This window comes from Rhodococcus sp. SJ-2 (assembly GCF_053750035.1).
Window position 1 is genome coordinate 1,337,957 of record NZ_CM132340.1, and the last position, 24,544, is coordinate 1,362,500.

Annotated in this window: 27 protein-coding genes; 14 read left to right on the forward strand and 13 right to left on the reverse strand. The window is 65.0% G+C overall.

The features are described 5' to 3' along the window. Window positions 1-113 precede the first annotated feature (113 nt). Window positions 114-1,700, forward strand: coding sequence for an ABC-F family ATP-binding cassette domain-containing protein (locus ACSYG9_RS06045; RefSeq protein ID WP_454841583.1), 1,587 nt, complete (start codon window positions 114-116; stop codon window positions 1,698-1,700). Further along, window positions 1,697-2,326, forward strand: coding sequence for an alpha/beta fold hydrolase (locus ACSYG9_RS06050; protein ID WP_454841584.1), 630 nt, complete (start codon window positions 1,697-1,699; stop codon window positions 2,324-2,326). The genes ACSYG9_RS06045 and ACSYG9_RS06050 overlap by 4 nt, the downstream gene beginning before the upstream one ends. 32 nt (window positions 2,327-2,358) lie before the next feature. On the opposite strand, the gene ACSYG9_RS06055 is transcribed toward ACSYG9_RS06050, so the two are convergent. Both ACSYG9_RS06055 and ACSYG9_RS06060 read right to left on the reverse strand, forming a co-directional pair. Beyond that, a complete protein-coding gene (locus ACSYG9_RS06055; protein ID WP_454841586.1) occupies window positions 2,359-3,042 on the reverse strand; it encodes a TetR/AcrR family transcriptional regulator in 684 nt (227 codons plus the stop codon). 198 nt (window positions 3,043-3,240) lie between these two features. Then, window positions 3,241-4,467 carry an acyl-CoA dehydrogenase family protein gene (locus ACSYG9_RS06060; protein ID WP_454841588.1) on the reverse strand — a complete coding sequence of 409 codons (1,227 nt, stop codon included), beginning with the start codon at window positions 4,465-4,467 and terminating at the stop codon, window positions 3,241-3,243. Between the two features lie 126 nt (window positions 4,468-4,593). Between ACSYG9_RS06060 and ACSYG9_RS06065 the strand changes: the two genes are divergently transcribed. Next, the gene (locus ACSYG9_RS06065) at window positions 4,594-5,655 is read left to right on the forward strand and encodes an energy-coupling factor ABC transporter permease (RefSeq protein ID WP_454841589.1); all 1,062 of its coding nucleotides are present in this window, start codon (window positions 4,594-4,596) and stop codon (window positions 5,653-5,655) included. Here the strand turns inward: ACSYG9_RS06065 and ACSYG9_RS06070 are convergent. Beyond that, on the reverse strand, window positions 5,609-6,208 hold the full coding sequence (locus ACSYG9_RS06070) for a TetR/AcrR family transcriptional regulator (RefSeq protein WP_454841590.1): 600 nt from the start codon (window positions 6,206-6,208) through the stop codon (window positions 5,609-5,611). The genes ACSYG9_RS06065 and ACSYG9_RS06070 overlap by 47 nt on opposite strands. Before the next feature lie 97 nt (window positions 6,209-6,305). On the opposite strand from ACSYG9_RS06070, the gene ACSYG9_RS06075 reads away from it, so the two are divergent. The 6 genes from ACSYG9_RS06075 to ACSYG9_RS06100 all read left to right on the forward strand — a co-directional run bounded on the left by ACSYG9_RS06075 (window position 6,306) and on the right by ACSYG9_RS06100 (window position 10,705). Then, complete coding sequence (locus tag ACSYG9_RS06075; protein WP_454842890.1) at window positions 6,306-6,356, forward strand: hypothetical protein; 51 nt, start codon at window positions 6,306-6,308, stop codon at window positions 6,354-6,356. Window positions 6,357-6,453: 97 nt separating this feature from the next. After that, on the forward strand, window positions 6,454-6,969 hold the full coding sequence (locus ACSYG9_RS06080; protein WP_454841591.1) for a DUF4242 domain-containing protein: 516 nt from the start codon (window positions 6,454-6,456) through the stop codon (window positions 6,967-6,969). A 7-nt stretch (window positions 6,970-6,976) separates the two neighbouring features. Beyond that, a complete protein-coding gene (locus ACSYG9_RS06085) occupies window positions 6,977-8,023 on the forward strand; it encodes an acyl-CoA dehydrogenase family protein (protein ID WP_454841593.1) in 1,047 nt (348 codons plus the stop codon). Then, entirely contained in the window at window positions 7,999-8,739 is a 741-nt protein-coding gene (locus ACSYG9_RS06090) for an ABC transporter ATP-binding protein (protein WP_454841595.1), read from the forward strand. The genes ACSYG9_RS06085 and ACSYG9_RS06090 overlap by 25 nt, the downstream gene beginning before the upstream one ends. Further along, window positions 8,736-9,902 carry an ABC transporter substrate-binding protein gene (locus tag ACSYG9_RS06095; protein WP_454841597.1) on the forward strand — a complete coding sequence of 389 codons (1,167 nt, stop codon included), beginning with the start codon at window positions 8,736-8,738 and terminating at the stop codon, window positions 9,900-9,902. Before ACSYG9_RS06090 ends, ACSYG9_RS06095 begins: the two co-directional genes overlap by 4 nt. Further along, complete coding sequence (locus tag ACSYG9_RS06100; RefSeq protein WP_454841598.1) at window positions 9,899-10,705, forward strand: ABC transporter permease; 807 nt, start codon at window positions 9,899-9,901, stop codon at window positions 10,703-10,705. Before ACSYG9_RS06095 ends, ACSYG9_RS06100 begins: the two co-directional genes overlap by 4 nt. Window positions 10,706-10,709: 4 nt before the next feature. Here the strand turns inward: ACSYG9_RS06100 and ACSYG9_RS06105 are convergent, their stop codons facing one another. The 5 genes from ACSYG9_RS06105 to ACSYG9_RS06125 form a co-directional block, all read right to left on the reverse strand. After that, window positions 10,710-11,177, reverse strand: coding sequence for a nitroreductase family deazaflavin-dependent oxidoreductase (locus tag ACSYG9_RS06105; protein WP_454841600.1), 468 nt, complete (start codon window positions 11,175-11,177; stop codon window positions 10,710-10,712). 4 nt (window positions 11,178-11,181) lie between these two features. After that, window positions 11,182-12,057 (reverse strand): alpha/beta fold hydrolase, encoded by an 876-nt coding sequence (locus ACSYG9_RS06110; protein ID WP_454841601.1) that lies wholly within the window; start codon window positions 12,055-12,057, stop codon window positions 11,182-11,184. Beyond that, entirely contained in the window at window positions 12,047-12,688 is a 642-nt protein-coding gene (locus ACSYG9_RS06115; RefSeq protein WP_454841602.1) for a TetR/AcrR family transcriptional regulator, read from the reverse strand. The genes ACSYG9_RS06110 and ACSYG9_RS06115 overlap by 11 nt, the downstream gene beginning before the upstream one ends. Next, window positions 12,685-14,520, reverse strand: coding sequence for an N-acyl-D-amino-acid deacylase family protein (locus ACSYG9_RS06120; RefSeq protein WP_454841603.1), 1,836 nt, complete (start codon window positions 14,518-14,520; stop codon window positions 12,685-12,687). Before ACSYG9_RS06120 ends, ACSYG9_RS06115 begins: the two co-directional genes overlap by 4 nt. 140 nt (window positions 14,521-14,660) lie before the next feature. Then, a complete protein-coding gene (locus ACSYG9_RS06125) occupies window positions 14,661-15,239 on the reverse strand; it encodes a TetR/AcrR family transcriptional regulator (RefSeq protein ID WP_454841604.1) in 579 nt (192 codons plus the stop codon). 70 nt (window positions 15,240-15,309) lie between these two features. Here ACSYG9_RS06125 and ACSYG9_RS06130 point away from each other — a divergent pair, with 70 nt between their 5' ends. The 3 genes from ACSYG9_RS06130 (at window position 15,310) to ACSYG9_RS06140 (ending at window position 18,286) form a co-directional block, all read left to right on the forward strand. Beyond that, window positions 15,310-15,873: a dihydrofolate reductase family protein gene (locus ACSYG9_RS06130; protein ID WP_454841606.1), complete on the forward strand. Its 564-nt coding sequence runs from the start codon at window positions 15,310-15,312 to the stop codon at window positions 15,871-15,873. A gap of 230 nt (window positions 15,874-16,103) precedes the next feature. Beyond that, window positions 16,104-17,186, forward strand: coding sequence for an alanine racemase (locus ACSYG9_RS06135; RefSeq protein ID WP_454842891.1), 1,083 nt, complete (start codon window positions 16,104-16,106; stop codon window positions 17,184-17,186). Next, window positions 17,174-18,286: a PQQ-dependent sugar dehydrogenase gene (locus ACSYG9_RS06140; RefSeq protein ID WP_454841607.1), complete on the forward strand. Its 1,113-nt coding sequence runs from the start codon at window positions 17,174-17,176 to the stop codon at window positions 18,284-18,286. The genes ACSYG9_RS06135 and ACSYG9_RS06140 overlap by 13 nt, the downstream gene beginning before the upstream one ends. A gap of 30 nt (window positions 18,287-18,316) precedes the next feature. Here the strand turns inward: ACSYG9_RS06140 and ACSYG9_RS06145 are convergent, their stop codons facing one another. Genes ACSYG9_RS06145 through ACSYG9_RS06155 form a run of 3 tightly spaced genes read right to left on the reverse strand, consistent with a single transcriptional unit; the run spans window position 18,317 to window position 20,741 of the window. Further along, entirely contained in the window at window positions 18,317-18,769 is a 453-nt protein-coding gene (locus tag ACSYG9_RS06145) for a MaoC family dehydratase (RefSeq protein ID WP_454841609.1), read from the reverse strand. A 28-nt stretch (window positions 18,770-18,797) separates the two neighbouring features. Continuing rightward, window positions 18,798-19,547, reverse strand: coding sequence for a GntR family transcriptional regulator (locus ACSYG9_RS06150; RefSeq protein WP_454841610.1), 750 nt, complete (start codon window positions 19,545-19,547; stop codon window positions 18,798-18,800). A gap of 42 nt (window positions 19,548-19,589) precedes the next feature. Then, window positions 19,590-20,741, reverse strand: a complete 1,152-nt coding sequence (locus ACSYG9_RS06155) for an acyl-CoA dehydrogenase family protein (protein WP_454841611.1) — start codon at window positions 20,739-20,741, stop codon at window positions 19,590-19,592. A gap of 217 nt (window positions 20,742-20,958) precedes the next feature. On the opposite strand from ACSYG9_RS06155, the gene ACSYG9_RS06160 reads away from it, so the two are divergent. Next, window positions 20,959-21,822 (forward strand): HpcH/HpaI aldolase/citrate lyase family protein, encoded by an 864-nt coding sequence (locus tag ACSYG9_RS06160; protein WP_454841612.1) that lies wholly within the window; start codon window positions 20,959-20,961, stop codon window positions 21,820-21,822. Window positions 21,823-21,824: 2 nt separating this feature from the next. Continuing rightward, a complete protein-coding gene (locus tag ACSYG9_RS06165) occupies window positions 21,825-22,826 on the forward strand; it encodes a MaoC family dehydratase (protein WP_454841613.1) in 1,002 nt (333 codons plus the stop codon). A gap of 64 nt (window positions 22,827-22,890) precedes the next feature. Here the strand turns inward: ACSYG9_RS06165 and ACSYG9_RS06170 are convergent, their stop codons facing one another. Both ACSYG9_RS06170 and ACSYG9_RS06175 read right to left on the reverse strand, forming a co-directional pair. Beyond that, window positions 22,891-23,682: an SDR family NAD(P)-dependent oxidoreductase gene (locus ACSYG9_RS06170; protein ID WP_454841615.1), complete on the reverse strand. Its 792-nt coding sequence runs from the start codon at window positions 23,680-23,682 to the stop codon at window positions 22,891-22,893. Between the two features lie 79 nt (window positions 23,683-23,761). Further along, window positions 23,762-24,532, reverse strand: coding sequence for an SDR family NAD(P)-dependent oxidoreductase (locus ACSYG9_RS06175; protein ID WP_454841616.1), 771 nt, complete (start codon window positions 24,530-24,532; stop codon window positions 23,762-23,764). Between the last annotated feature and the right edge of the window lie 12 nt (window positions 24,533-24,544).

The window sequence follows — 24,544 nt, forward strand, 5'->3', positions numbered from 1 at the left end:
TTTATCGTGGAGACCGACTTTGTTCCCGGCGTTCGGAGAAGGCATTGCTCCTGTAGAGGTTCTCGACCACCGCGCAATACGCGCGGGCTGTCTTTTCACCTCCAGGAGTTCGTATGTCTACACCCATTTCTTCCTCCAGCAGTGTCACACTGTCCGCACTCGCCTTCGAGCACCCCGACGGCACAGCCGTCTTCGAGGGTCTCGACGCGACCTTCACCGCCGGGCGCACCGGACTCGTCGGACGTAACGGAAGCGGCAAAAGCACACTGTTGCAGCTCATTTCAGGAGATTTGAGACCGTTGCGCGGATCGGTGACGACATCCGGCCGTGTTGCGTATCTGCCGCAGGACATCACTCTCGATCCCACCGTGTCGGTTTCGACCGTCCTCGGGATCGAGGCGGTGCGAACAGCGTTGCGACGAATAGAATCCGGAGACGGCACCGGCGAAGACTTCGACACCGTCGGCGACCGCTGGGACGTCGAGGAACGTGCGCTCGCGACCGTGCACCGACTCGGGCTCGATCGAATCCTGCACGACGAGAATGATTTCGACCGCACCGTAGGGACGCTCTCGGGCGGCGAGACCGTCCTGCTCGGACTCACCGCGCGGCTGCTCTCCGAACCCGGAGTGCTGCTGCTCGACGAGCCGACCAACAATCTCGACGCGGCTGCTCGCGAACGCCTGCAGGACGCCCTCGACCGATTCCCGGGGACTGTGATCGTCGCAGGTCACGATCGCGATCTTCTCGATCGGATGGACACGATCGCCGAACTGCGCGACGGCAGTCTCCGCATGTTCGGCGGCGGCTTCGGCGACTACGAGCTGATCATCGAAGCCGAACAGGAGGCCGCTCGGGCCGCGGTACGGGACGCGCGCAGCGACGTTCGCAGGCAGGCCCGTGAGCTCGCAGCCGCGCACGTCGCGCTCGACCGACGAGCACGCTACGGCAAGAAGATGTTCGAGAACAAGCGCGAGCCGAAGATCATCATGAACATGCGCAAGCGGCAGGCACAGGAGGCCGCGGGGAAATATCGGCGCGAACACGAGGGAAACCTCGAATCTGCTCGGACTCAACTCGATCGGGCACAGGATGCGGTGCGCAACGACCGTGAGATCCGAGTGGATCTGCCCGGCACTTCGGTGCACCCCGGACAACGGATCACTGCAGGCCCGCTCGAAATCGTCGGACCGGAGCGCATTGCGGTGCGCGGACCCAACGGTTCGGGAAAGACCACGCTCCTGGGCCGGATCGTCGACGCCGGGCCTCTCGTGCCGTATGCGCTACTCCCCCAACGCCTCGACATATTCGACGACACGGCATCAGTAGTGGCCAATGCCGAACTGCGCGCACCGCACCTTCCTCCGCAGGAGGTGCGGGCACGCCTGGCGCGCTTCTTGTTCCGTGGGACCGATGCCGACGTGCCCGTCGGGGTCCTCTCGGGCGGTGAGCGACTCCGCGCAGCGTTGGCCATCCTCCTTGCGGCCGATCCGGCCCCGCAGTTGCTGATTCTGGACGAACCGACCAACAACCTGGATCTGCCGAGCCTCGCGCATCTGACCCAGGCGTTGCAGGCGTTCGAAGGCGCACTCGTGGTGGTGTCCCACGACGAGCGGTTCCTCGACGAGATCGGTGTGACGCGGTCGGTTGCTCCGGAAGACGCAGAGATACCGGAGGAGTGTGTGAAGGTGGAGGAGTGAGCTATTCGACCAATCCTGCGGATGGCACGCGCATCGCGTTCTCGTCTCTACCCGCCCGGTCGGGTGACAAGAACGCACCGGCGTTGATGCTCGTGCACGGCAGCGCACTGTCGTCGGCAGTATGGCGAGGCTTCGGGTACGTGGCCGCGTTGCGGGAGCATTACCGCGTGCTCCTGCCCGACCTGCGCGGGCACGGGCGCAGCGACACACCGCACGACGAGGACGCCTACGCGATGGAGTCGATCGTCGGTGATCTGGTGGCCGTTCTCGACGCCGTCGGCGTGCGACAGGTGCACTACCTCGGGTATTCGTTCGGGGCCGCGTGCAGGTCTGGCGCTCGCGGTGACCGCGCCAACGACACCGAGGCACTCGTCGCGTATTTCCGCCGGTCCGACCGCGAACCGGGAATCGACGACGCAACACTCGGCGAAGTCGAAGTGCCGACGATGGCGGTCGCCGGTTCCGAGGATCACCTACGGGTGGACGACACCCGCTCCTTGTCGCGCACGATTCCCGGTGCGCGACTGGCGATCCTGCGCGGTGTCGACCACGCGGGCACGGTCGCGGCCGCGCCCGAGGTGTTATCGGTCATCGGACCGTTCCTCGCGGCGCATGCCGGGCCGTGAACTTCACGTGGTCGGGACAGTCCGGGTTGCGGTCAGACGGCCAGCGGTTGCGCCGTCGGCGACATGACAGATTCCACGAGGGCCCCGATCATTCGCTTCATCACTTCGGTCGAGTCCGGAACAGACAGACCCACGACGTCGCGCAACGAGACCCAGGTGGGCCACGTCGACGCGATGGCGATCGCCTGGACGATCTGAACACGCGCCGAGTCGTCGGCTCGGGTGAACTCCCGAGCGAACAGCATCCGCACTTCGATTTCCGCTCGCTCGAGGTAGCGGTGACGGTTGCGCTGCAGTTCTTCCGAGAACGGCGCCCGAACCTCCGCCGATCGCGAGAAGGGCGCGATGTACTCGAGCGCCTCGGCGCGCTGACGGCAGTATCGGTCGATACGTTCCGCGAGCGGCAGGCTCGGATCCACCGGCTCGTGTGCGTCGTCCTGTCGACGCATCAATTCGGCCCCTGTCGCCGAGAACAGCGTCTCCAGGTCGCCGAAGTGACCCCACAGAGATCGCAGCGATACTCGTGCTCGTTCAGCGATCTGTGCGCCCGTCGGCTTGAGCTCGCCGTCGCGGATCAACGCGATATGCGCATCGATGACCGCCTGGCGCGTGCGTTCGGCGCGTGCCGACCGGCCATCGATATTGATCGGCGTGGTCGGCCGGTCGTCGAACCGGATTATCGGCCGGTCTCGCGGCCCATTCTCTCCCCCGTGCATCGTGATCCTCCCCGATACTTGTGCACATCAATTTATGGTTATCGCCAGTTGCAGATAACTACCCCTGGCCTGTAGGCCCACGTGCCAAGATATGCGAAGACACCGGGCAATTACCACTACCCGGTGTCTCTCGGCACGGTTTTGTATTACCGATCGAGCCTCCGACCGGGAAATTTCACCGCAAAACAGTCATTTCGGTCAGTCCGCCAGGAGCCCCTTCGCAATGTGAGTCACCTGGATCTCGTTGCTCCCCGCATATATCATCAGCGACTTCGCATCACGGGCCAGCTGTTCGACGCGGTACTCGGCCATGTACCCGTTGCCGCCGAACAGCTGCACCGCTTCCATCGCGACCTCGGTGGCAGCGCGCGACGAGTACAGCTTCATCGCCGACGCCTCCGCCAGGTTCACCGGCTTCCCCGCCTGCGCACGCTCGATCGCGCTGAACACCATGTTCCGCACGTTGACCCGGGCGATTTCCATTTCGGCAAGCTTGAGCTGGATGAGCTGGAACTGGGAGATCGCAGTACCCCACAATTTGCGCGACTTCGCGTACTCGGTACACAACGTCAGGCACTGCTCGATGATGCCGAGCGACAGGTACGCGATCCCGATACGTTCGGCCGCGAACGATTCCTTCGCGCTGCTCTTCCCGTCACTACTCCCACCGTCCTCGGTTTCCCCGAGAAGGCGATCGCGGGTGATGCGCACATTGTCGAAGAACAATTCACCGGTGGGCGAGGAGTTCATACCCATCTTCTTGAACGGCGGACTCTGGGTGAGACCCTCCATCCCCTTGTCCAGCACGAACGCGAGAACCTTGCGGTCGCGTCGGTCGACCGTCGCATCGCCGTCGTCGAGCTTGGCGTAGACGATGATTACGTCGGCGTACGGTCCGTTGGTGATGAAAGTCTTCTGTCCGTTGAGGATGTAATCGTCACCGTCGCGACGGACGGTGGTCTTCATGCCGCCGAAAGCGTCGGATCCCGAGTCCGGTTCGGTGATGGCCCAGGCGCCGACCTTCTCGAAGGTCACCAGTTCGGGCAGCCAGCGCTTCTTCTGCGCGAGGGTCCCGCGGCTGCGAATCGTGCCTGCAGTGAGCCCGAGGCTCACACCCATCGATGCGACGAGCCCCAGGCTCACGCCGGCGATCTCGATGTTGAGCAGTGCCGCCATACCCGGCGACCCGCTCATCCCCCCTGCGCTTCCGGACGAGCTCTCACCCTTCTCCTCTTTGGCGAGAGCCCGGTCGAGAGACTCGCGGGCCATCTCGTCGATCCCGAATGCGGCATACATCTTGCGGATGATGTCGAACGGCGGGAGCTCACCGGACTCGAGCTCATCGACGTGGGGGCGGATTTCCTTCTCGATGAATCCGCGCAGCGCGTCGCGGAACATGAGGTCTGTGTCGGACCACTCGTACATGAACGAAATATAGAACATGTTCCTATTTGTGTATACGGTCGACACGGAAACCGGCCTGACGAATGTCGCTCGGGAACTGCGTACCCGGCACTAGCGTTGCGCCCACGAACGTGAGATGGGGGCATCGTGATCGTGGAGAACCTGACCGTGGAGACCGTGGCCATGCACATGAGCGATGGACTGATCACCCCGCGTGCATCAGCGTTGTTCTATGTTGTCGCTGTGCTCGGCCTGGTGCTCGCCGCATGGAGGGCCCGGGCAGAGCTGACCGAAAAGTCCGCCGCGACCGCGGCACTCGTGACCGCACTCGTGTTCGCCATGCAGATGATCGACGTCCCGGTCCTGCCCGGGGTGAGCGGCCATGTCCTCGGCGGCGCTGTGGCGGCGCTACTCATCGGCCCGTTCGGCGCCGCGCTGTGCCTGGCATTCGTGCTCGCCATCCAGGCATTCGTCTTCGCCGACGGAGGCCTCACCGCACTCGGAGCGAACACCACCGTCATGGCCCTCGCAGGGGTTGCCGGCGGGTACGGAACCGCCGTCGCCCTTCGCGCATTCCTCACTCGCCGCGACACGCTGTCCCCGACCGCACGAACGTTCACCGTCGCATTCGCTGCAGGCGGCGCGTCGGTGTTCGCCGCGGTCACCGGATTCGTGGTCGTCTACGCGATCTCCGGCGCTTCGCACATGCCGTTGTCGACACTTGCGTATCTGTACGGCGCCCACGCGCCCGTCGCTCTTCTCGAAGGTCTTGTCACCGGGGTGGTCCTCGTTGCCGCGGCGGGCGCGACGCACATCCGTCTGGTGACTGCGCTCGGCGCGGCCGCATTCGGTATCGCCTGCATCCTCTCCACCTTCGCCCTGTCGGCCTTCGCCGCGAACACACCCGACGCGCTCGAAGCCGCAACTCTGCGAGGTTGCGACACGACACCGAGTAACACGACACCGAGCGCCACCGCGCCCGACGATCCCCTTCATTCGTCCCGGACCGGCGACTGCATGGCCCGCCTCGTTCACGAGCACCGGTTCGCGGGCAGCGCCCTTGCCGACTACACGGTCGGCGGTCAGCAGGGCTCGACCGGAGCGGCCGGCGCGATCGGTGTACTCGTGACCCTCGCGGTCGCAGGCACCGGGTTCCGTGGGCTCACCCGTCGGCGCGAGTCCGCCGCGCGTCTCGAGCAGCCTCGATGAGTTCCGCAGCGAGGTCGCGGCCACCACGGATCGGCCCGGTCGAGTGCTCGAACTTCGAACCCGCGAGCGCCCCGTCGTAGATCAACCGCACGCGTTCGGCCGTGCGTTCCGGATCTGCGACACCTGCCCGGTCGAGCAATCGCACGAGAGTGTCGAGTAGCCACTCGCGATGCGCAAGCACCGGTTCGATCCGCTCCTCCGGGAATTCCGTGGCCGCATTCGCGTACTGGCATCCTCGAAAGTTCCTGCCGGGCGCCGAGGCCAGTGCAAGGTCGAAGAAGGTCAGGATTCGGCGCACGGGATCGTCGATGCCCGCAACAGCATCGTTCCATCGGGTGCGATCGCGATGGTCGAGTCGGTCCAGGTAGGCATGGACGAGGCCGTCCTTCGAGCCGTAGGACGAGTACAGGCTCGCACGTGCAACACCCGCGTCGGCGAGGATCCGATCGACACCCACCGCACGGATCCCGAACTCGGCGAACAGTGCGCTTGCGGTGTCGAGGAGTCGTTCCGCGGGCGGTCGCTTGGCGGGGGTTTCGACTGTGGTGCGCACGCAGCAAAGACTATCGGATCAGCCCGATAGACAGATCGTTCTATCCAAAGGTATCGTGGCTCCCGTGACACGCTGTCTTCTGACCCGTCGCCTGCACGTGGATCTCGTGCGGGTGACCGGTGCTGCGTGTTGTCGCTCCATGCGCTGACCGGCCCCCGTCTCGCCTCGCCCGTCGATTCCTGACGTACGCCTGCGCTCACACCTGCCGTCAGCATGTCCACCCAGCTCTACTCGGAAGGTGACCCATGTCGCTGTATCTCTACGAACTCGTACCCACCGAAGGCCAGGCCGAAGCTGCCATCAAGGCATTCGACACCGCGGTCGTTGCAGGCGGGGGCGAATTGATCGAGTCGCAGGTGACCGCGGGCGGCACCCGCATCTTCGCTGTCGCCGAGTTCGATGCATGCCGCGCAGCCCAGCTCGAGGCAACCACATTGGACGTCGCAGAAATAGTGGGCCCCAACGAGGTTCGACTCGTCGGTGCCGACCTCGACCAGATCAAGGCCGCACGCCCCGAAGCCGGTTACCTCGTCGAGTGGGACATCCCCGACACCATCGACATGGAGACCTACCTCGCGCGCAAGAAGGCCAACTCACCGAAGTACGCCAACGTGCCCGAGGTGAGCTTCCTGCGAACCTACGTCCGCGAGGACATGGACAAGTGCCTGTGCTTCTACAACGCCCCCGACGAGGACGCCGTCGTCCGCGCTCGCGAGGCCGTCAGCACCCCGATCGACCGCATCCACTCTCTCGAAGGATAGGCACCCGATGACCGCGGCCATTCAGAACCCGAACGAGCAGCTCGGCACGATCGCCGAATTCGTGCGCGACCGTGCCGCCGCCCTCGATCGTGGTGAGACCGATATCCGCACCGACCTCGCGCGCATCGGCGAGCTCGGCCTGCTCGAGAACGGGCTCGGCGGGAAGTGTCTCGATCACATGGTCGCGGTCATCGACGGGATCGCTGCGGAGTCCCTCACCGTCGGGTTCTCGCTGTGGGCTCAGCGCATGACACTCGAATACCTCGACCGCGCACCGGAACACCTCCGCGCACGGTACTGCGACGAGCTCGCGTCGGGTCGGCGGGTCGGCGTCACCGCCATGGCGGCCGCGCTCAAGTACCTCGCCGGACTCGGCGAACTTCCGCTGCTCGCAGAACGCACCGACAGCGGGCTCACCGTTTCCGGCCCGATCCACTGGGCTTCCAACGTCTTTCCGGAATCGCTCATCGTATTCCCCGCGCGCACCACCGACGGCGGACACGTGATCGCCGCAGTGCATGCCGATGCACCCGGCATCCGCATCAACGCGTCACCCGAACTCCTCGCACTCGGCGCCACCTCGTCGACCTCACTCACCTTCGAGGACGTCCGAATCCCGGCTTCGGACATCATTTCCGAATACCTCACCGAGTTCTGCGGCGCCATTCGCCCGACCTTCCTGCTGCTGCAAACCTCGTTCTGCGCGGGTATTGCCCGAGCGTCCCTCGAGGAGGCGTCGTCGCGCCTGTACGGTCTCGGCGAGCAGTTCAGCGGCGAGTATCAGGTCCTTGCAGAGCAATACGACTCGCTCCGGGAGCGCCTGTACCGATTCTCCACAGCGCCGTCCGCCGTGTCGGGGGCCGATCTGGTCCGCCTTCGTCTCGACGGCTCGGTCGTCGCAGTCGCCGCGACGCGTCTCGAAGCGACACTCCGCGGCGGCGCCGGATACGCCTCCGCGAGCGCGACGAACAGGCGTTTCCGCGAAGCCGCGTTCCTCCCCATCCAATCTCCCTCGGAAGGACAGTTGCGATGGGAACTCTCGAAGTTCGAGTAGCGGGCGCGTACAAGAGTTTCGCGGGTAGACGCGAGCCGGTTCTCCAGGGACTCGATCTCGACGTCCCCACCGGTGAGTTCCTCGTCCTGCTCGGCAGCAGTGGCAGCGGGAAGTCGACGCTCCTGCGGATCATCGCCGGTCTCGACCATCTCGATCGCGGAGAGATCGATTGGCCGAGCGCCGACGGTGACACCCGCCCCCACACGGGTGTCGTGTTCCAGCAGCCCTACCTCATGCCATGGCTCACCGTCCGCGACAACATTGCTTTCGGCGGACGTTTCAAGAATCACCGAGAGCGATTCGACATCACGTACGCCGATGAACTACTCGCCCGATTCGGACTGTCCGGCCTCGCCGGTTACTACCCCGATCAGCTGTCGGGCGGGCAGGCCCAGCGCATCGCGGTGATCCGTGCGGTCGCGGTGCGTCCACGTCTGCTGCTGCTCGACGAACCTTTCAGTGCGCTCGACCCCGCGACACGCTCGGATCTGCAATCGTGGCTCGGCGAACTCGCCCGCGAACTCGCCTTCACGACGGTGCTGGTCACGCACGACATCGACGAAGCGCTTCGCCTCGCCGACCGGATCGCCCTGTTCGGCCGAGGTGGAACAGTGCGGCAGCAGTGGCGCATCGCCGACGTCAACCAGGACGAACGGGCACCACTGCGCACGGAGATCCTCGAGCACTACCGCGATTCGTCGCTGACTCCGTCGTGAATGGGAAGCTGACACGGCGGACCCTCATGCAGGGAGCGCTCGGACTCGCTGCTGCCGGTGGTGTGCTCGGTGCAGCCGATCTGGTGCGCACCGCCGCAACAGATCGCACCAACACGACGGGACAACTCCGCATCGGCTATCTTCCGATCACCGACGCGGCGCCGCTGCTCGTCGCACACGGCGCCGGACTGTATCCGCGCGGCGTCGTCGATGGCGCACAACCCGTGCTGTTCCGCAGCTGGGCGTCGCTCGCGGAGGCATTCGTCAGCAGGCAGGTCGACGTCGTGCACCTGCTGATGCCGCTTGCCGTCCAATTGCGCTACGGACTGGGAAGTTCCGCTCGCATTCTCGGCTGGAACCACACCAACGGTTCCGCACTCACCGTCGCCCCGCACATCACCGACCTCGGGCAGCTTGCGGGCGAGACCATCGCAATCCCGTTCTGGTGGTCTATTCACAACATCGTCGTTCAGCAGATGTTGCGCGAACGCGGGCTGACACCCGTCGTGCGGCAGGCGCCGTCGAGAGCCGCAGGTACCGTCGGGCTTGTCGTGATGGGCCCGTCCGACATGATTCCCGCCCTGGCCAACGGCTCGATCGCGGGATTCACCGTCGCAGATCCATTCAACGCTGCCGCCGAACTCCGCGGCGTGGGGCGGATCCACCGCTTCCTCGGCGACCTGTGGCGCGATCACGCATGCTGCGCGTTGCTCGTCCACGAGGACCTCATCGAAGAGAACCCCGCGGCAGTGCAGTCCCTGACCGATTCGGTGGTATCCGCACAGCTGCAGATCGGCGCCGATCGTCCGGCTGCCGCAGCGATGCTCTCCGACCGCTATCTGCCGCAACCGCTGCCCGCGATCACGACGGCACTGACCTATCCGGGCCGCGACGCAGGCACCCGGCACCCCCGGTGGATGCCTCAGCAGATCGGCTACCAGCCCTTCCCCTTCCCCAGTTTCACCACCGCACTGGTCGAGGCGATGCACGGCACGGTCGTCGACGGCAATACCGACTTCCTGTCGCGGATCGACCCGGCGACCGTGCACCACGAACTCGTCGACGACCGATTCGTCCGCACGTCACTGACCCGGACACCCGGCACCGATGCCTTCGGGTTACCCGCAGATCTCACCCGCACCGAGGAGGTCGACCCCACGTGAGCACCACGGCCCGGTCCGCCCGGAGTCTTCCGCTTCTGCCCCAGACAATCGCGATCGTCATCGCCGTGGCGCTGTGGTGGCTGGTCACCACCGTCGTCGCCGGACCGGATTCACTCGTGCGCGAATTCGCGCCGCAGTATGTGGGTCCGGCCATCGTGGATCTGTTCGCCCGCGGAGTGCTGCTGCCCGACATGCTCGCGAGCCTGTGGCGGCTCCTGGTCGGATTGCTGATCGCCGCAACACTCGGCATTCCGCTCGGGCTGCTGATCGGACTCAACCCGATCGTCGAGCAGGCGACCATGCCGGTCATGCAGTTCCTGCGGATGATCTCGCCGCTGTCGTGGGCTCCGATCGCAGTGGCATTGTTCGGAATCGGGCACCAGCCGGTGTTCTTCCTCATTGCCGCAGCGGCGATATGGCCGATCGTCATCAACACCGCGGCCGGTGTGCACGCCATCGACCCCGGGCACCTCATGGTGGCCCGGTCCTTCGGCGCGACACGTGTCGAACTGCTCACGACGGTCGTGCTTCCCTCGATCCGCTCCCAGGTACAGACGGGTCTGCGCGTGGGGCTCGGGATCGCATGGGTCGTGCTGGTCCCGGCCGAGATGCTCGGTGTGCGTTCGGGGCTCGGCTACCAGATCCTCAACGCGCGCGACCAGCTCGCCTACGACCAGGTGATGGCGGTGATCGTCGTGATCGGCTTCCTCGGATTCTGGCTCGACTGGGCGGCGCGTCACGTGCTCCGTGAGCGCCGCACGCCGATTCGTATGGAGGACGCCGACGCGCACCAGCCGGCATGAGCATCTATTTCGGCGTCAGAATGAACACCGGTATCTCACGTTCGATCCGTTCGGCGTACAAGTCGTAGTTCGGCCATGTCGCCACCAGCACGGCCCACGATGCCTCCCGCTCGGCGCCTTCGGCGATCCGTACCGAGACCGCGGTGACGGAGCCACGAAACCGTACGGCAGCGTCATCCACTGCATTCAGGTTGCGCACCCACGCGGGCGGCTCGGGATTGCCCCAGTTGGATCCCGCGACCAGCCAACCGCCGTCGTACGGCACACAGAGCAGGGGCGTCGTACGGAGCACACCGGTCTTCCGTCCGACGACCGTGAGCATCAGTTCGGGTAGCCCGGAAGCCGTCAGCAGCGTGAGCCGGCCCCGCGTCAGCCACTGGATGGCACGGTCCATCCCGACGATGACGCGGGCGTAGCGCGGCAGCCACGGCTGAGCGCCCAGGCGGATCGCCAGCCGGCGCAGCAGGTTCACAGGTTCAGCGACCCCAACCGGCGAGCACTGTCCGGATCGCCGTGACCAGGGCAAGAGGTTGATCGAACATCGGGTGGTGTCCGGCGACGGGTAGTTCCACCATCGTCGCGTCGGGCCCCAGCTGCTCCCGGATCTGCGACAGCAACGGTTCGCGGATGATGCCGTTCTCGCATCGGTAATACGTGAGGGGGCAGCCTTGATGCAATGCTTCGAGAATGCGGCGCGCCTCCCGGCCCATGCGCAGGTTGTCGAACTTCCACGACCAGCCCCCATCGACCTCCTTCAGCGATGTGCGGGCGATGTGGTCGAACACGAACGGCTCTGCTTCGTCCTGCGGAGGTACGAGCCGGAACCGCGCAACAGCGGCATCGACAGAGGGGTACACCCTCGGCGGCCCGGCGTTCGCGACCGTCTTGGCACGCATCTCGACCTCCTCGGGAGTCATGTCCCGAATCGGAGAGTCGAGAATGACGACACCGGTGAGCCGGTCACCGTGCAATGCCGACGCCACGAACGAGACGATTCCGCCCATGCTGTGGCCGACCAGAACGGGGGGACCGGCGATCCCGCCGTGCTCGGCCGCACCGAGGACCTCATCGGCCCAGTGGTCGAGGCTGTAGATCTCACGGTGGTCGCTATCGCCGTGTCCGCTCATATCGAGTGCGACGACGCGACGGCCGACCGCCAGCTGCGGTCCGATGTGGTCCCACCAGCGTGAATGCGCCATACCGCCGTGGACGAGAACTACACCGGGTGAGCCCGCTTCACCCCACGCACGGTAGGAGATCGTCGCACCCGACACCGTATAGGTCCCGGTCTCGACGGGCGCGGCAAGGGCGTCCACGAACCACTGCGGAGCAGGACCGTTCTCATTGCTCATTACCCGAACCTATGCGAAGTGTGACGCTCACCAACAATTGGGCCAGGAATTCGATCCTGGGCTCTTCCTGCTCGGGCTGCGGATGCACGGTTGCGACGAGCGCTTCACCGTCGAACAGGTGGACGAGGGAGAACAGAATCATGTCGAACTCAGCGGCCCCGAAACGCTCGGCGATGGGCAGCGCACGCGCGAACTCGGCGATCGCAGCGTGGTAGCGCGTCCCCATCGGGACGAGATGCTCGCGCAACCTCGCATCGGTGCGGGCGGCGCCGAGCAGTTCGTACCAGGCTGCGTTGATGGGGGCTCGTGTCGCGTCGCGAAGCAACTGCAGGCACGCGCGCACCGATTCGATGCCGGCATCGGGCCCGCCGAGCTGTTCGAGCCCCGTCCGGAAGTTCGCGAACTGCCGAATACCGACCTCGTCAGCAGCCGCGACCATCAGGTCCAGGCGCGTCGGAAAGTGCCGGAATACGCCGCCCGAGGACAGCCCGGACCTCGAACAGATCTCACCGATCGTGGTAGCGGCGTAGCCGAGTTCGGCAAGGGACTCGATGGTCGAGTCGAGAATGCGTCCGATCGTTTCCTGCCGCCGCTGTTGCTGAGTGCGGCGAGCACGCGCCGGGATACTCACAGCGGATGTGCCACAGGCGTTCCCCGCACCGGTGCCGGTCCGCGCTCCTCGACACCCGCACGCAGGAACCGCCCGGTCCCGATGCTGGTCCCGTACCCCGGCACGAAACTGCCCCCGCGGAACACCACCTTCCCGGACACCGCGGTCGCGGTGACGGCGTCGTCGTTGCGGTTGACCATCCGGCTGAGCCCACCGAACTCGTCCATTGCCGCTTCGTGGTACGCGTCCACATCGTCGTTCAGACCCGTCGGGTCGATCACCACGAAGTCGGCGCGGTCGCCGACTCGCAGATGTCCCGCGTCGATCCCGTAGAAGTCGCCGAGTTCACCGGTGAGCTTGTGGATCACTTCCCCGAGCGGCATCACAGGGGTGCCCCGCTTCTCGTTGTCGTGGATTCGGCGCAGCAAGCAGATCCCGAAGTTGTAGAAGGCCATATTGCGCAGGTGCGCGCCCGCGTCCGAGAATCCGACCGTGACACCCGGGGTCCGGATCAACCGGTTCGCAACCTTCTCCCGATCGTTCGCGATCACGGTATGCCACCGGAACTTCCGTCCGTGTTCGACGACGAGGTCGAGGAAGGTGTCGACGGGGTGGAGGTTATTGTCGCGGGCGACCTCGCCGATGGATCGGCCCACAAGTGACTCATTGGGGCATTCCGTGATCCGGGTGTCGTCGAAGTCGCGGTGCCACACGCGCGGAGAGAACTTCTTCTCGAAGTCCTGACGGAACCACCGCCGGTACCCCTCGTCCTTCAGTAGGTCGTTGCGCCCCAGCTCTTCCTTCAGATGAAGCGCGGCACGGCCCGATCCGAATTCCTCGAACACCACGAGATCGATGCCGTCGGAGTGCACTTCGAAGGTGGTGGGAAGATGTTGCCAGCGGAACATGCCTTTGCCGATACGGTTGGCGACGTAGGCGATCGGGCCGAAGATCCGGTTGACCCACCGTTCCGCCTTGGTGTCCGCCGCAGCCAGCACCGACGCTTTCATCGGGCGGCGGCCGATGCCGGTGCTCGCCAGGGCGAAGAATGCGACATCGTACTTCGTGTTGAGATTCGGCACCGCCTGGAGCACGCGGCCGCGGCGCCGCAGAATACGATGCAGCCGACGGAATTCCGACCACGACGCGTGCGTCGACGGGAGCGTACGAGATCGGTAGCGGTCGCCGTCCATCTTGTCCCACGGGTTGGTCATCGTGGAGACCCCGAGGAATCCGGCGTCGAGCGCCTCGTTCACCTTGTCGTCGATGGCTGCGAGTTCGGAACGGGACGGTGCAACAGCGGGCTCGGTGGATCGGCCGAGCCCCATGACCGAGGCACGAACATCCGAATGACCGATGAATGCAGTCACATTGGGGCCCAAGGGCATGCCGTTGAGGGCATCGATGTACTCACACGGTGAGGCCCATGTCGCCGTTGACTCCAGTGCACGCAGCACGTGGTCGCGGGGCAACGCCTCGACGCGACTGAACAGATCCGCGCCGTCGAGCGCGTTGACGTAGACGGTCGAGAGCGAGCAGTTACCCATGAGCACAGTGGTGACACCGTGCCGTACCGACTCCGGCAACCCGGGCCCGACAAGCACTTCCGCATCGTAGTGAGTGTGGGTGTCGATGAAGCCGGGTAGCACCCACTTACCGTGTGCGTCGACGACGTCGGTGTCGGGCCCGGCGAGCAGTTCGTCGGCGCTTGCGGTCGCGACGACTCCGTCGCGGATACCGAGATTGCGCACGGCACCGGGAGCGCCTGTTCCATCGAACCAGAGTCCGCCGCGCACGACGACGTCGTATCCGACGCCATCGACTCCACTGTTGTGATCCACGCCACCTGCCATGCGGCGAGGGTAGACCCAGAAAGAGGACGCCCACTCTCCAAGTTCACACCGTTATCACATCGTTATTCGTGGCGCATCCTGCGCCTAGGATGCGACAATCGCTCGCCGCCCGGCGGTCGGCACCACATCCCGGCGGATCGTCAGTCCTGGCCCGGGATCGCGCGGTCGACGGCCGTCCGCACCAGATCTGCGGCGCGCTTCTCGTCGAAGAGCCCCGGGAGCGTGAGACGGTCGAGGATGAGCCAGTTCAATGTGAGGTACAGGAGCACGACAGCATCTTCACCGCCGGGCAATCCGGATAGTCGATAGTTGCTGATATTGAAGTCCAGATCAGCACGCACCCTGTCGGTGAGCAGGGTCTGCAGTTCAGGTCGACGGGTCGCCTCGAGCCGGAGTTCGAGGATCGCGAGATAGCCCGTGCGGAATCCGGAAACCCGCTCGACCACCTCCGTCATCAATTCGGTCATGGACTCGCGCGTCTGCAGCTGGTGGGACTGCTCCATTCTCTCGCCACTGGGCACGAGTCGCTCGTAGTAGCGGTGCCCCACTTGAACGAGCAGGTCGTCGCGGTTGGAGAAATAGTTCGATGCGGTACCAGCAGGCACCGCAGCCTCCTTGTCCACCGCCCGAAATGTCAGCCCTCGGGCTCCTTCTCGGGCCAGGACCTCGATCGATGCATCCAGCAGGGCCTGTCGCCGCTCAGGATTCGTACGAACCACTTGACACCACTCCATCCGTAGTACTACGTTCAAACCACTTCATACATAGTACTACGGAGGTGCGGTAAGTATGCGAAAGCTTGTCTACTACGCGGCGGTCTCTCTCGATGGCTACATCGCAGGCCCTGAAGGAGAATTCGACTTCTATCCGATGAGCGACGACATGTCGTGGATCCGCGAGCGCTATCCAGAATCGATCCCGACCGAGTTGCGCCCCCAGATCGATATGCCGGCCGACACTCCCAACCAGGCGTGGGACACCGTGCTGATGGGCCGTAGCACTTACCAGGCCGGCGGCATGACCAGCCCGTACGCCCACATGAAACAGTACGTCTTCTCCCGCACACTCGAACCGGTCGACAACCCGCAGGTGGAGGTCGTCGACACCGATCCGGTCGAACTGGTCCGCACACTCAAGAAGCAGGAGGGGCTCGACATCTGGCTTTGCGGAGGGGGAAACCTCGCAGGTCAGCTCATTGACGAGATCGACCGACTGATGTTCAAGAGCTACCCGGTGATCGCGGGTGGCGGGATCTCGGCGCTGGCCGGGAACTTCAACCCGACTCGGTTCAGTGTGGTTCGACGTCGAGAGTTCGACAGCGGCATGCAGCTCACCTGGTTCGATCGCACCTGAATCGACGCGCACTCACCGAAAAGTCCGGCGCCCCGGCCTCCCCACACCCGAAAGGCGGTACCCAATGCGAAAGCAACACAGCACCTACCCGACTCGGACCGAACAGCAGCGCTCGATGACACGAACGGTGCCTCCGCGCGTGATCACACCCAAAGGCGGAACGCAGCGGACCGGCCGACGCGGAGCCAGGTAGCACACCTACGCTTCCGCATGCGACTACGGTCGAGATGATGATCGCCTTTCCTTCCATCGACGCCACCCCCGCACTCCTCGTCGACCGCGCCGTCCTCGACGGCAACATCGCACGCATGGCAGCATCGGCGCGCGAGAGAGGTCTCGATGTACGACCGCACGCCAAGACCCACAAGTGCATCGAGATCGCTCATCTCCAACTCGCCGCAGGCGCGCGGGGACTTACCGTCGCGACGGTGGCCGAAGCGGAAGTCTTCGCGCAAGCCGGGTTCGATGACATCTTCATCGCCTATCCGCTCTGGGTCGACGCCGCGCGCGGCGCACGATTGCAAGCCCTGTCCGAGACCGTGCAACTGACTGTCGGAATCGACTCCGCGGCCGGAGCTCGCGCACTTGCCGAGCACTGCGACACGTCGATCGGGGTACTGGTCGAGATCGACAGCGGACACCATCGGACGGGTGTCGCACCCGAACAGGCGGGCGAGGTTGCGGGTCGGGCGCGCAAACTGGATCTGAATGTGCTGGGCGTGTTCACTTTTCCCGGGCATTCGTACGGTCCGGGCCTGCCTCACGTCGCCGGTGCCGAGGAGACCGAGTCACTCGCCGTCGCGGCCGCTGCATTGCGTGACGCCGGTATCGACCCCGTGGTGATCAGCGGCGGCTCGTCGCCTACCGCCCTCATCGAGACATCGACCGTCTCGACAGAGCTACGCCCGGGCGTGTACGTGTTCGGGGACGCTCAGCAACTCGAACTCGATGCGGTGACCGAGGCCGATATCGCACTCACCGCGTTGGCGACGGTGGTGTCGGCCCGGGGCGAGGTGGTGGTGCTCGACTCCGGTAGCAAGACACTCGGTGCCGACCGCGCACCGTGGGCCACCGGATACGGCCGTATTCTCGGCGAACCCGATGCGCGGATCACCGCACTTTCGGAGCATCACGCCACCGTGCAGTGGCCGAATGCCGGCACCCGCCCCAACCTCGGGCAAAGGGTGCGGGTGATTCCGAATCACGTGTGCAACGCGGTCAATCTAGCGGACGAGCTGATAGTGATGGGCGGACGCCACGCCGATGCGGTGATGGACCGATGGCGGGTCGCTGCACGAGGATGTACCACGTGACACCCGTATGGTTGCGCCGCGTCGCCCTCTTCGCCCTGACGGTTCCGCTCATCGCGTGTTCGTCTTCGGAGGATGTGCCCGCGACACCCGCTCCCGCGATCACAGGTCCCACACCGCAGGTCACGGACACCGTCGCATCCGGTCTCGACACACCGTGGGGTGTCGCGTTTCTTCCCGACGGAGCAGCTCTCGTCACAGAACGCGACTCGGGTCGTGTCCTCGAGATCGGTGCAGACAAGCAGGTTCGAGAAATTGCGAGGATCGCCGGCACGGTCGCGCAGGGGGAATCCGGCCTGCTCGGCATTGCGGTGTCACCCACGTTCGACACCGATCGATTCGTATTCCTCTACATCACAACGTCATCCGAAAACCAGGTTCTGCGCGTCACGTACGACGGAACGACTCTCACCGACCATCAGGTGATACTCGACGGCATCCCTGCCGCACGAGTCCATGATGGCGGCCGACTGCAGTTCGGGCCCGACGGCATGCTGTACGCCGCGACCGGCGAAGCGGGCAATCCCCCTCTTGCACAGGATCCGGCATCGCTCGGCGGGAAGATCCTGCGGATGACCATGGACGGTGAGCCTGCGCCGGGTAATCCCGACCCGGAGTCGCCGGTGTATTCGCTCGGTCACCGCAACGTGCAGGGACTCGCGTTCGATGACGAGGGCAGATTGTGGGCGTCCGAATTCGGGCAGAACGATGTGGACGAACTCAACGAGATCGTGGCGGGTGGAAACTACGGATGGCCCGAAATCGAAGGCAGCAGTAGTGGAGACGACAGGGGCGGGAACGAGTACCTCGACCCGGTCAGGACATGGTCGGTCTCGCAGGCATCCCCGTCCGGAATCGCCTATGACGACGGCAACCTGTGGATGGCGTCGCTGCGAGGAGAAAGGCTGTGGCGCATCGGCATCGCGGATTCAGGCAGCGACGATTTCAGCACAGCCGAGTTCTTCACAGGCGAATACGGAAGGCTGCGGACCGTCGTCGCCGCACCGGACGGCTCACTGTGGCTGACCACGTCGAACCGTGACGGTCGCGGAGAACCTGCGGGCGACGACGACCGCATCCTGCGCATCGAGAGTCCCCGGTAGCGAAATCCCGCTACCGGGAGCCCTGACAGCTCAGGGAACGAGCACGACGATCGTCTCGGCTACGAGTGCCGGCTTGCTACCGCCCTCGATCTCGATGGTGTAACCCACGACGAGATTGGCGCCCTTCGCGGTGCGCTCGAGCGACTTGAACTCGGCCGAGGCGCGAACCTTGGAACCCACCGGGACCGGCGCGGGAAACCGCACTTTGTTGGCGCCGTAGTTGACCTTCATCTTCAGGCCGTCGAGCGAGAAGATCTGTGTGCCGAGCACCGGAAGCAGTGACAGCGTTAGGTATCCGTGGGCGATCGTCGCGCCGAACGGACCGCTCGTAGCCCGCTCGGGATCGACGTGGATCCACTGGTGGTCGCCGGTCGCATCAGCAAAGAGGTTCACCCGTTCCTGAGTGATCTCGAGCCAGTCGCTCTGGCCGATGGTCTCACCGACCGCCTTCTCGATCTCGTCGATCCCGTTGAAGACCCGCATGTTCGCCTCCTGTAGTTGGTGTGTGGCATCAGTGTCCGGAACGCCGGAGAGTGACGCGATAGGTGTAGTGCTCGGGCAGGAAGTAACTCACCGACAACTCGGTGGGTATTCCTGCCTCGTTCGAGTACAGACGGTCGACCCGCAACAGCGGGTGCCCGACAGCGCAGTTCAGAACCTCGGCGACCTGCTCGGATGCAGCCGCGACGGTGATCGATTGCGCGGCTTCGACGATCGGGCTGGCGAGATACGGTTCGAGCAACCCGATCACGGTGTTGCGGCTGGATGCACCGAGCTGCAGCGCAGGCTCGTCCAGTACATCTGCTGCAATCTCATCTGGTAGATGGATTGTGGTGTGCACGAACGGTATCCCATCGTGCACCCGTCGCAGAACGACGGAGTACAGCAGATCGGTGTCGAGGCGCAAACGACTCGCCGCATCGATGTCGACGCCGCGCCGCAACGGCGAGACGATCTCCATGACCGTGTCCGCCGACAGCGCGAGCAAATCCTCGATCGAGCCGAGCTGCCGACGGTAACGCCGCCCCGTCTCGTTCGCGAACGTACCCCGACCGGGCACGCGATAGACGATTCCGTCGGCAACCAGGTCCTGGAATGCCCTACGCACGGTCTGCCTGCTCACTCCGTGCTGCTCCGCAAGCTCTGCCTCCGTCGGCAGACGCACGCCGTCGTTGTACCGGCCGGCTTCGACAGCGTCGCGCAACTGACGCGCGAGCTGCGCGTATGCCGGTTCCGTCGTCTCACGTGTTCTGCTGTCCATGACGGAGAAGATCCTAGTGGGCTCGGGTTCCGATGCTGTGTATCAGAGTCCGCCGCGCGCCACGAGCTGCGACGCGATCACATTACGCTGGATCTCGTTGGTTCCCTCACCGACGATCATCAACGGCGCATCACGGAAGTACCGCTCCACGTCGTACTCCGTCGAATACCCGTACCCGCCGTGAATCCGCACCGCGTTGAGCGCAATCTCCATCGCGACCTCCGAGCAGTACAGCTTCGCCATACCCGCCTCCATATCGCACCGCTCACCACTGTCGAACTTCTCCGCCGCATACCGCGTCAACTGCCGCGCCGCCGTCAGCTTCGTCGCCATCTCCGCAAGATAATTACCGATCGACTGATGCTTCCAGATCGGCTGCCCGAAACTCTCCCGCTGCTGCGCATACGCCAACGAATCCTCCAGCGCCGCCGCAGCCACACCCAGCGCCCGCGACGCGACCTGCAACCGGCCCGTCTCGAGACCCTTCATCATGTGCCCGAACCCCCTACCGGGCTCACCACCGAGAATCGCGTCCGCCGAAATCCGGTAATTGTCGAAACTGAGCTCACACGACTCGACACCCTTGTACCCGAGCTTGGGCAGATCCCGCGACACCGTCAAGCCCGGACCGTGCTCGACGAGCACCACAGAGATGCCCTTGTGACGCGGAGTGGCCTGCGGATCGGTCTTGCACAACAGTGCGATCAGACCCGCCCGGCGCGCATTGGTGATCCACGTCTTCGCCCCGTTGATCACCAGGTCGTCGCCGTCACGCTTCGCGGTCGTGGTCATCGCCTGCAGATCCGAACCACCACCGGGCTCCGTGAGCGCCATCGTCGCGCGGATCTCCCCGGTCGCGAGCTTGGGCAGGTACGTGCGCTTCTGCTCCTCGGTGCCGAACAACGCGAGCAGCTTCGCGACCACGGTGTGTCCGCCCATCGCGCCCGAGAGCGACATCCACCCGCGCGCGAGTTCCTCGGTGACCTGCACGTAGCACGGCATCGACACCGGCGATCCGCCGTACTCCTCGGGCACCGCCAACCCGTAGATGCCGATCTGCTTCATCTGCTCGATCCACTTCTCGGGGTACTCGTTCGCGTGCTCGACCTCCTGCACCGACGGCTTGACCTCGCGGTCGATGAAGTCGCGGACGGTCTTGACCAGGAATGTTTCTTCGTCGTTCAGATGGCTCACGGAAGTCCTTAGGCTCGTCGTGGTCCCGGCCGCGGGGACGCACACTTTGTACGGCCATTTTGAGGACCACTGCCGCGGCTTGTCAATTGCGTACCCTGGCGCATCAGCACTTCGAACCAGTGATATCAGTGATCCGTGCCGCTACAGATACCTATAGAAGTGGCGCGCCACCGCACAATGGCCGTACATTTGACCACGTTCCCCACCGTCGAGTTCCATGAGGTTCCCCGTGACTTCCGAGCAACATCTTCGCCGACGAGCGGTGCTCGTCGCCCCCGGCTCCGATGAACGTAAGGCCGGAAAGGCCCTTGCATCCGTCGCCGACGAGGTCGTTCTCGATCTCGAGGACGCTGTCACCCCCGACCGGAAGTCCGCTGCGCGCGACCTCATCACTCCCCTGGTCCGCGAGTACGGCACCGGACGCACAGTGTCTGTGCGCATCAACGGACGCGGCACCGAGTGGTTCGAGGACGACCTGCGCGCGTGCGCCGAACTCGGCGGCGTGCTCGCGTCGATCGTGTTCCCGAAAGTCGAGAGCGCCGACGATCTCGTCGAGGCCGACCGCATCCTGGGCAAGGACTCCCCCGTCGGGATCCAAGCGCTCATCGAAACGCCCGCCGGTGTCCAGAACATCGACGAGATCGTCGTGGGCCCACGCGTCGCAGGCGTGATCATCGGCTATGCCGACCTGGGTGCTGCTCTCGGACGCGCACGCACCGCCGCGCCCGAGCACTGGCTGTACGTGCAGGACCGTGTCCTGCATGCGGCGCGATCCGCAGGCGTGCAGGCCATCGACGGCCCATTCCTCGGTATCGCCGACGACGAGGCGTTCCGGCACTCCGCCCGGTGGGTATCCGACCTCGGGTTCGACGGCAAGTGGGTCATTCACCCCGCGCAGATCGATTCCGCCGCAGCAGCCTTCACTCCCACCGACGAGCAGGTCGAGGCCGCCCGCGAGGTTCTCGCAGCACTGGAGGAAGCCGAAGCACGCGGCGCCGGAGCAGCGCAGTTGGACGGCCAGATGCTCGACGAAGCCGTCGCCGTCGCTGCCCGCCGCACCCTTACCAAGATCGGAGCCTGAGCATGGCCACCACCCCCTCGTACGTCGGCGGGCCCTACTTCGACGAACTGACCGTCGGCCAGGTCTTCGACACCGCCCCCGCCGTGACCCTCACCGACGGTCTCGCTGCCGCGCATCAGAGCATCCTCGGTGACCGGTTCCGCCTGCCCCTCGACAAGCACCTCGCCACCCGGGTCGCGAAAGGCCCTGTCGCGCACGCGGGTTTCGTCACCGACATCGCGATCGGCCAGTCGACTCTGGTCACGCACCACGTCAAGGCCAACCTGTTCTACCGGGGCCTGCGTTTCCGCCGGTTCCCGTACATCGGCGACACCCTGTACACCACAACCGAGGTCGTGGGACTGAAGGAGAACTCGGCCAAGCCGGGTCGCAAGCCCACCGGTCTCGCCGCTCTGCGGATGAACACCGTCGACCAGGACGGCAATACCGTCCTCGACTTCTACCGATGTGCAATGCTGCCGCTGAGCGAGAACCCCGACGAGAACAGGGTCGTGCATGCCGACGACCTGTCGGCGATCGGACCGCAGGACGAGCCGCGGTGGACCGCACCCGAGGGATGGAACCTCGACGAGTACCGATCCTCGGTACCGGGATCGCATTTCGATGCCGCGCTCGCCGGAGCGGTGCTGCAGTCGAGCGGCGACGTCGTCTCGAGCGCACCTGAACTCGCTCGCCTGAGTCTCAACATCGCCGCGACCCATCACGACGAGCGCGTCGGTGCGGCGGGGCGGCTGGTGTACGGCGGGCACACCATCGGTCTGGCGTTGTCGCAGGCGTCGCGGGCGCTACCGAATCTCGTGACGGTTCTCGGCTGGAAGTCGTGCGATCACGCCGGCCCCGTGCATGAAGGAGACACCCTCACCAGCGATCTGCATGTCGAGTCCGCAGAACCCCTCGCGGGAGGCGGCGGCGTGCTGAACCTGCGCTCGCTCGTCTATGCGCACCGCGCGGACGCGGAGCCTGCGCCGGTGCTCGATTGGCGATTCACGGCACTCATGGCCTGACAGCGCATGGAATGACGAAAGGGCGGGCCGGAATTCCGGTCCGCCCTTTCGCCGTCGATACGGCTCAGAACGCGCTGCGACCACCGTCGACTGTGTAGATACCGCCTGTCACCCAATCGGCTTCGTCGCTTGCCAGGAACAACGCGACCGAAGCGAGATCATCCGGGGTACCGAGGCGGCGAAGGGGGAATCGATTCGCGACCTCGGCGTCGATCGCGGTCTGGTCGGCGTCGGCGTCGGCCGCACCACGGTCGACACGAGACTGGTACACCAACGGTGTGGGGATGGTGCCCGGACAGATTGCGTTCACACGCACGTTGTCCGGTCCGTAGGTGACCGCCATCTGCTTGGTCATGGCAATGACACCGCCCTTGGCCGCGGTATAGGGGAAGATTCCGGGCAGGCCGATCAGGCCACCCATGCTCGCCTGGTTGATGATCGACCCGGTGCGTCGCTCGATCATGTGCGGCAGCGCGTACTTCGACGTCAGCCACACCCCCTTGAGGTTCACACCGATCACCTTGTCCCACTCGGCTTCCGTCGTGTCCGCGGCATTGCCTGCGCCGTTGACACCGGCGTTCGCGAAGACGATATCGAGGGTCTCGTATTCCGCGAGGGTCTCGGCGATCATGCGCTGGGAATCTGTGTCGGAGGTGACATCTGCGGTCACTGCCAGTGCACGTCCACCCGACGCACGTATTTCGTCGGCGACCTGCTCGGCCGCGGCGAGGTTGCGATCGACCACGGAGACGGCAGCGCCTTCTGCCCCGAATCGGAGCGCGGTGGCCCGTCCGAGGCCGGATCCTGCACCGGTGATGAGTGCTGTCTTACCGGCGAGGCGTCCGGTCGAAGCCATGAGTGTGCCTTTCGGTTCTCGGGTGATACGTCGTCGAACATGTCCGACGGGGTGATTCTTTTCGACGAAGCAATTCTGCCTATTGTGCGGTGAGTCCACCGTCCGCGGTGACGGTCGAGCCCGTCATGTAGGACGACTCGTCGGAGATGAGGAAAGCGATGATCGCCGCCATTTCGTCGACCTCTGCGCGGCGTCCCAAAGGTGTCTGGGCCAGCGCCGTGCTGGTGACACCGCCCGCTTCCCGCGCCCGCTGTGCGAGCGGGGTGTCCACGACACCGGGGCACAGCGTGTTGGCGCGCACACCCCGATCGGCGTATCCGACCGCGATGGACCGGGTCAGGCCCAGCACACCGGATTTCGACGCGTCGTAGCTGCATGTATTGGTGTTCGCGGAGATGAGCGACGCCACCGATCCGATGGTCACGACGGACGAGCGAGGTTCCTTCAGCATGTGGTGCAGCGCCGCCCGAACCGACAGGAACGAGCCGGTGAGGTTGATACCGACCACGTCATGCCAGTCCTCGACCGACATTTCATGTACCAGAGCCGATTTCGCGATTCCTGCACACGTGACGATCCCATCCAGACCGCCGAGTCGAGTCGCAGCGTCGTCGATGGCCGGTCCCACGGAATCGGGATCGGACACGTCTGCGCTCACCGCGACGACCGTCGCGCCCGTACCGCCCACACCACGCAGTTCGGTGGCGAGCGCTTCGGCCGCTGCAGCATCGAGATCGAGCACGGCAACCGCAGCGCCCTCCTGCACGAGTCGCCGGGCGGCGGCGGCACCGATACCGCCTGCGCCGCCGGTGATGAGGACCTTGCGTCCTGCGTTGCGTCCTTCAGACATTCCGGTTCACCT

Bases quoted from the DNA above. Each gene is read 5' to 3' on its own strand.
- ACSYG9_RS06045 (WP_454841583.1), top strand. From the start codon at position 114: ATGTCTACACCCATTTCTTCCTCCAGCAGTGTCACACTGTCCGCACTC.
- ACSYG9_RS06055 (WP_454841586.1), bottom strand. From the start codon at position 3,042: ATGCACGGGGGAGAGAATGGGCCGCGAGACCGGCCGATAATCCGGTTC.
- ACSYG9_RS06060 (WP_454841588.1), bottom strand. From the start codon at position 4,467: ATGTACGAGTGGTCCGACACAGACCTCATGTTCCGCGACGCGCTGCGC.
- ACSYG9_RS06080 (WP_454841591.1), top strand. From the start codon at position 6,454: ATGTCGCTGTATCTCTACGAACTCGTACCCACCGAAGGCCAGGCCGAA.
- ACSYG9_RS06085 (WP_454841593.1), top strand. From the start codon at position 6,977: ATGACCGCGGCCATTCAGAACCCGAACGAGCAGCTCGGCACGATCGCC.
- ACSYG9_RS06090 (WP_454841595.1), top strand. From the start codon at position 7,999: ATGGGAACTCTCGAAGTTCGAGTAGCGGGCGCGTACAAGAGTTTCGCG.
- ACSYG9_RS06110 (WP_454841601.1), bottom strand. From the start codon at position 12,057: ATGAGCAATGAGAACGGTCCTGCTCCGCAGTGGTTCGTGGACGCCCTT.
- ACSYG9_RS06120 (WP_454841603.1), bottom strand. From the start codon at position 14,520: ATGGCAGGTGGCGTGGATCACAACAGTGGAGTCGATGGCGTCGGATAC.
- ACSYG9_RS06130 (WP_454841606.1), top strand. From the start codon at position 15,310: ATGCGAAAGCTTGTCTACTACGCGGCGGTCTCTCTCGATGGCTACATC.
- ACSYG9_RS06135 (WP_454842891.1), top strand. From the start codon at position 16,104: ATGATCGCCTTTCCTTCCATCGACGCCACCCCCGCACTCCTCGTCGAC.
- ACSYG9_RS06140 (WP_454841607.1), top strand. From the start codon at position 17,174: ATGTACCACGTGACACCCGTATGGTTGCGCCGCGTCGCCCTCTTCGCC.
- ACSYG9_RS06145 (WP_454841609.1), bottom strand. From the start codon at position 18,769: ATGCGGGTCTTCAACGGGATCGACGAGATCGAGAAGGCGGTCGGTGAG.
- ACSYG9_RS06150 (WP_454841610.1), bottom strand. From the start codon at position 19,547: ATGGACAGCAGAACACGTGAGACGACGGAACCGGCATACGCGCAGCTC.
- ACSYG9_RS06160 (WP_454841612.1), top strand. From the start codon at position 20,959: ATGAGGTTCCCCGTGACTTCCGAGCAACATCTTCGCCGACGAGCGGTG.
- ACSYG9_RS06165 (WP_454841613.1), top strand. From the start codon at position 21,825: ATGGCCACCACCCCCTCGTACGTCGGCGGGCCCTACTTCGACGAACTG.
- ACSYG9_RS06170 (WP_454841615.1), bottom strand. From the start codon at position 23,682: ATGGCTTCGACCGGACGCCTCGCCGGTAAGACAGCACTCATCACCGGT.
- ACSYG9_RS06175 (WP_454841616.1), bottom strand. From the start codon at position 24,532: ATGTCTGAAGGACGCAACGCAGGACGCAAGGTCCTCATCACCGGCGGC.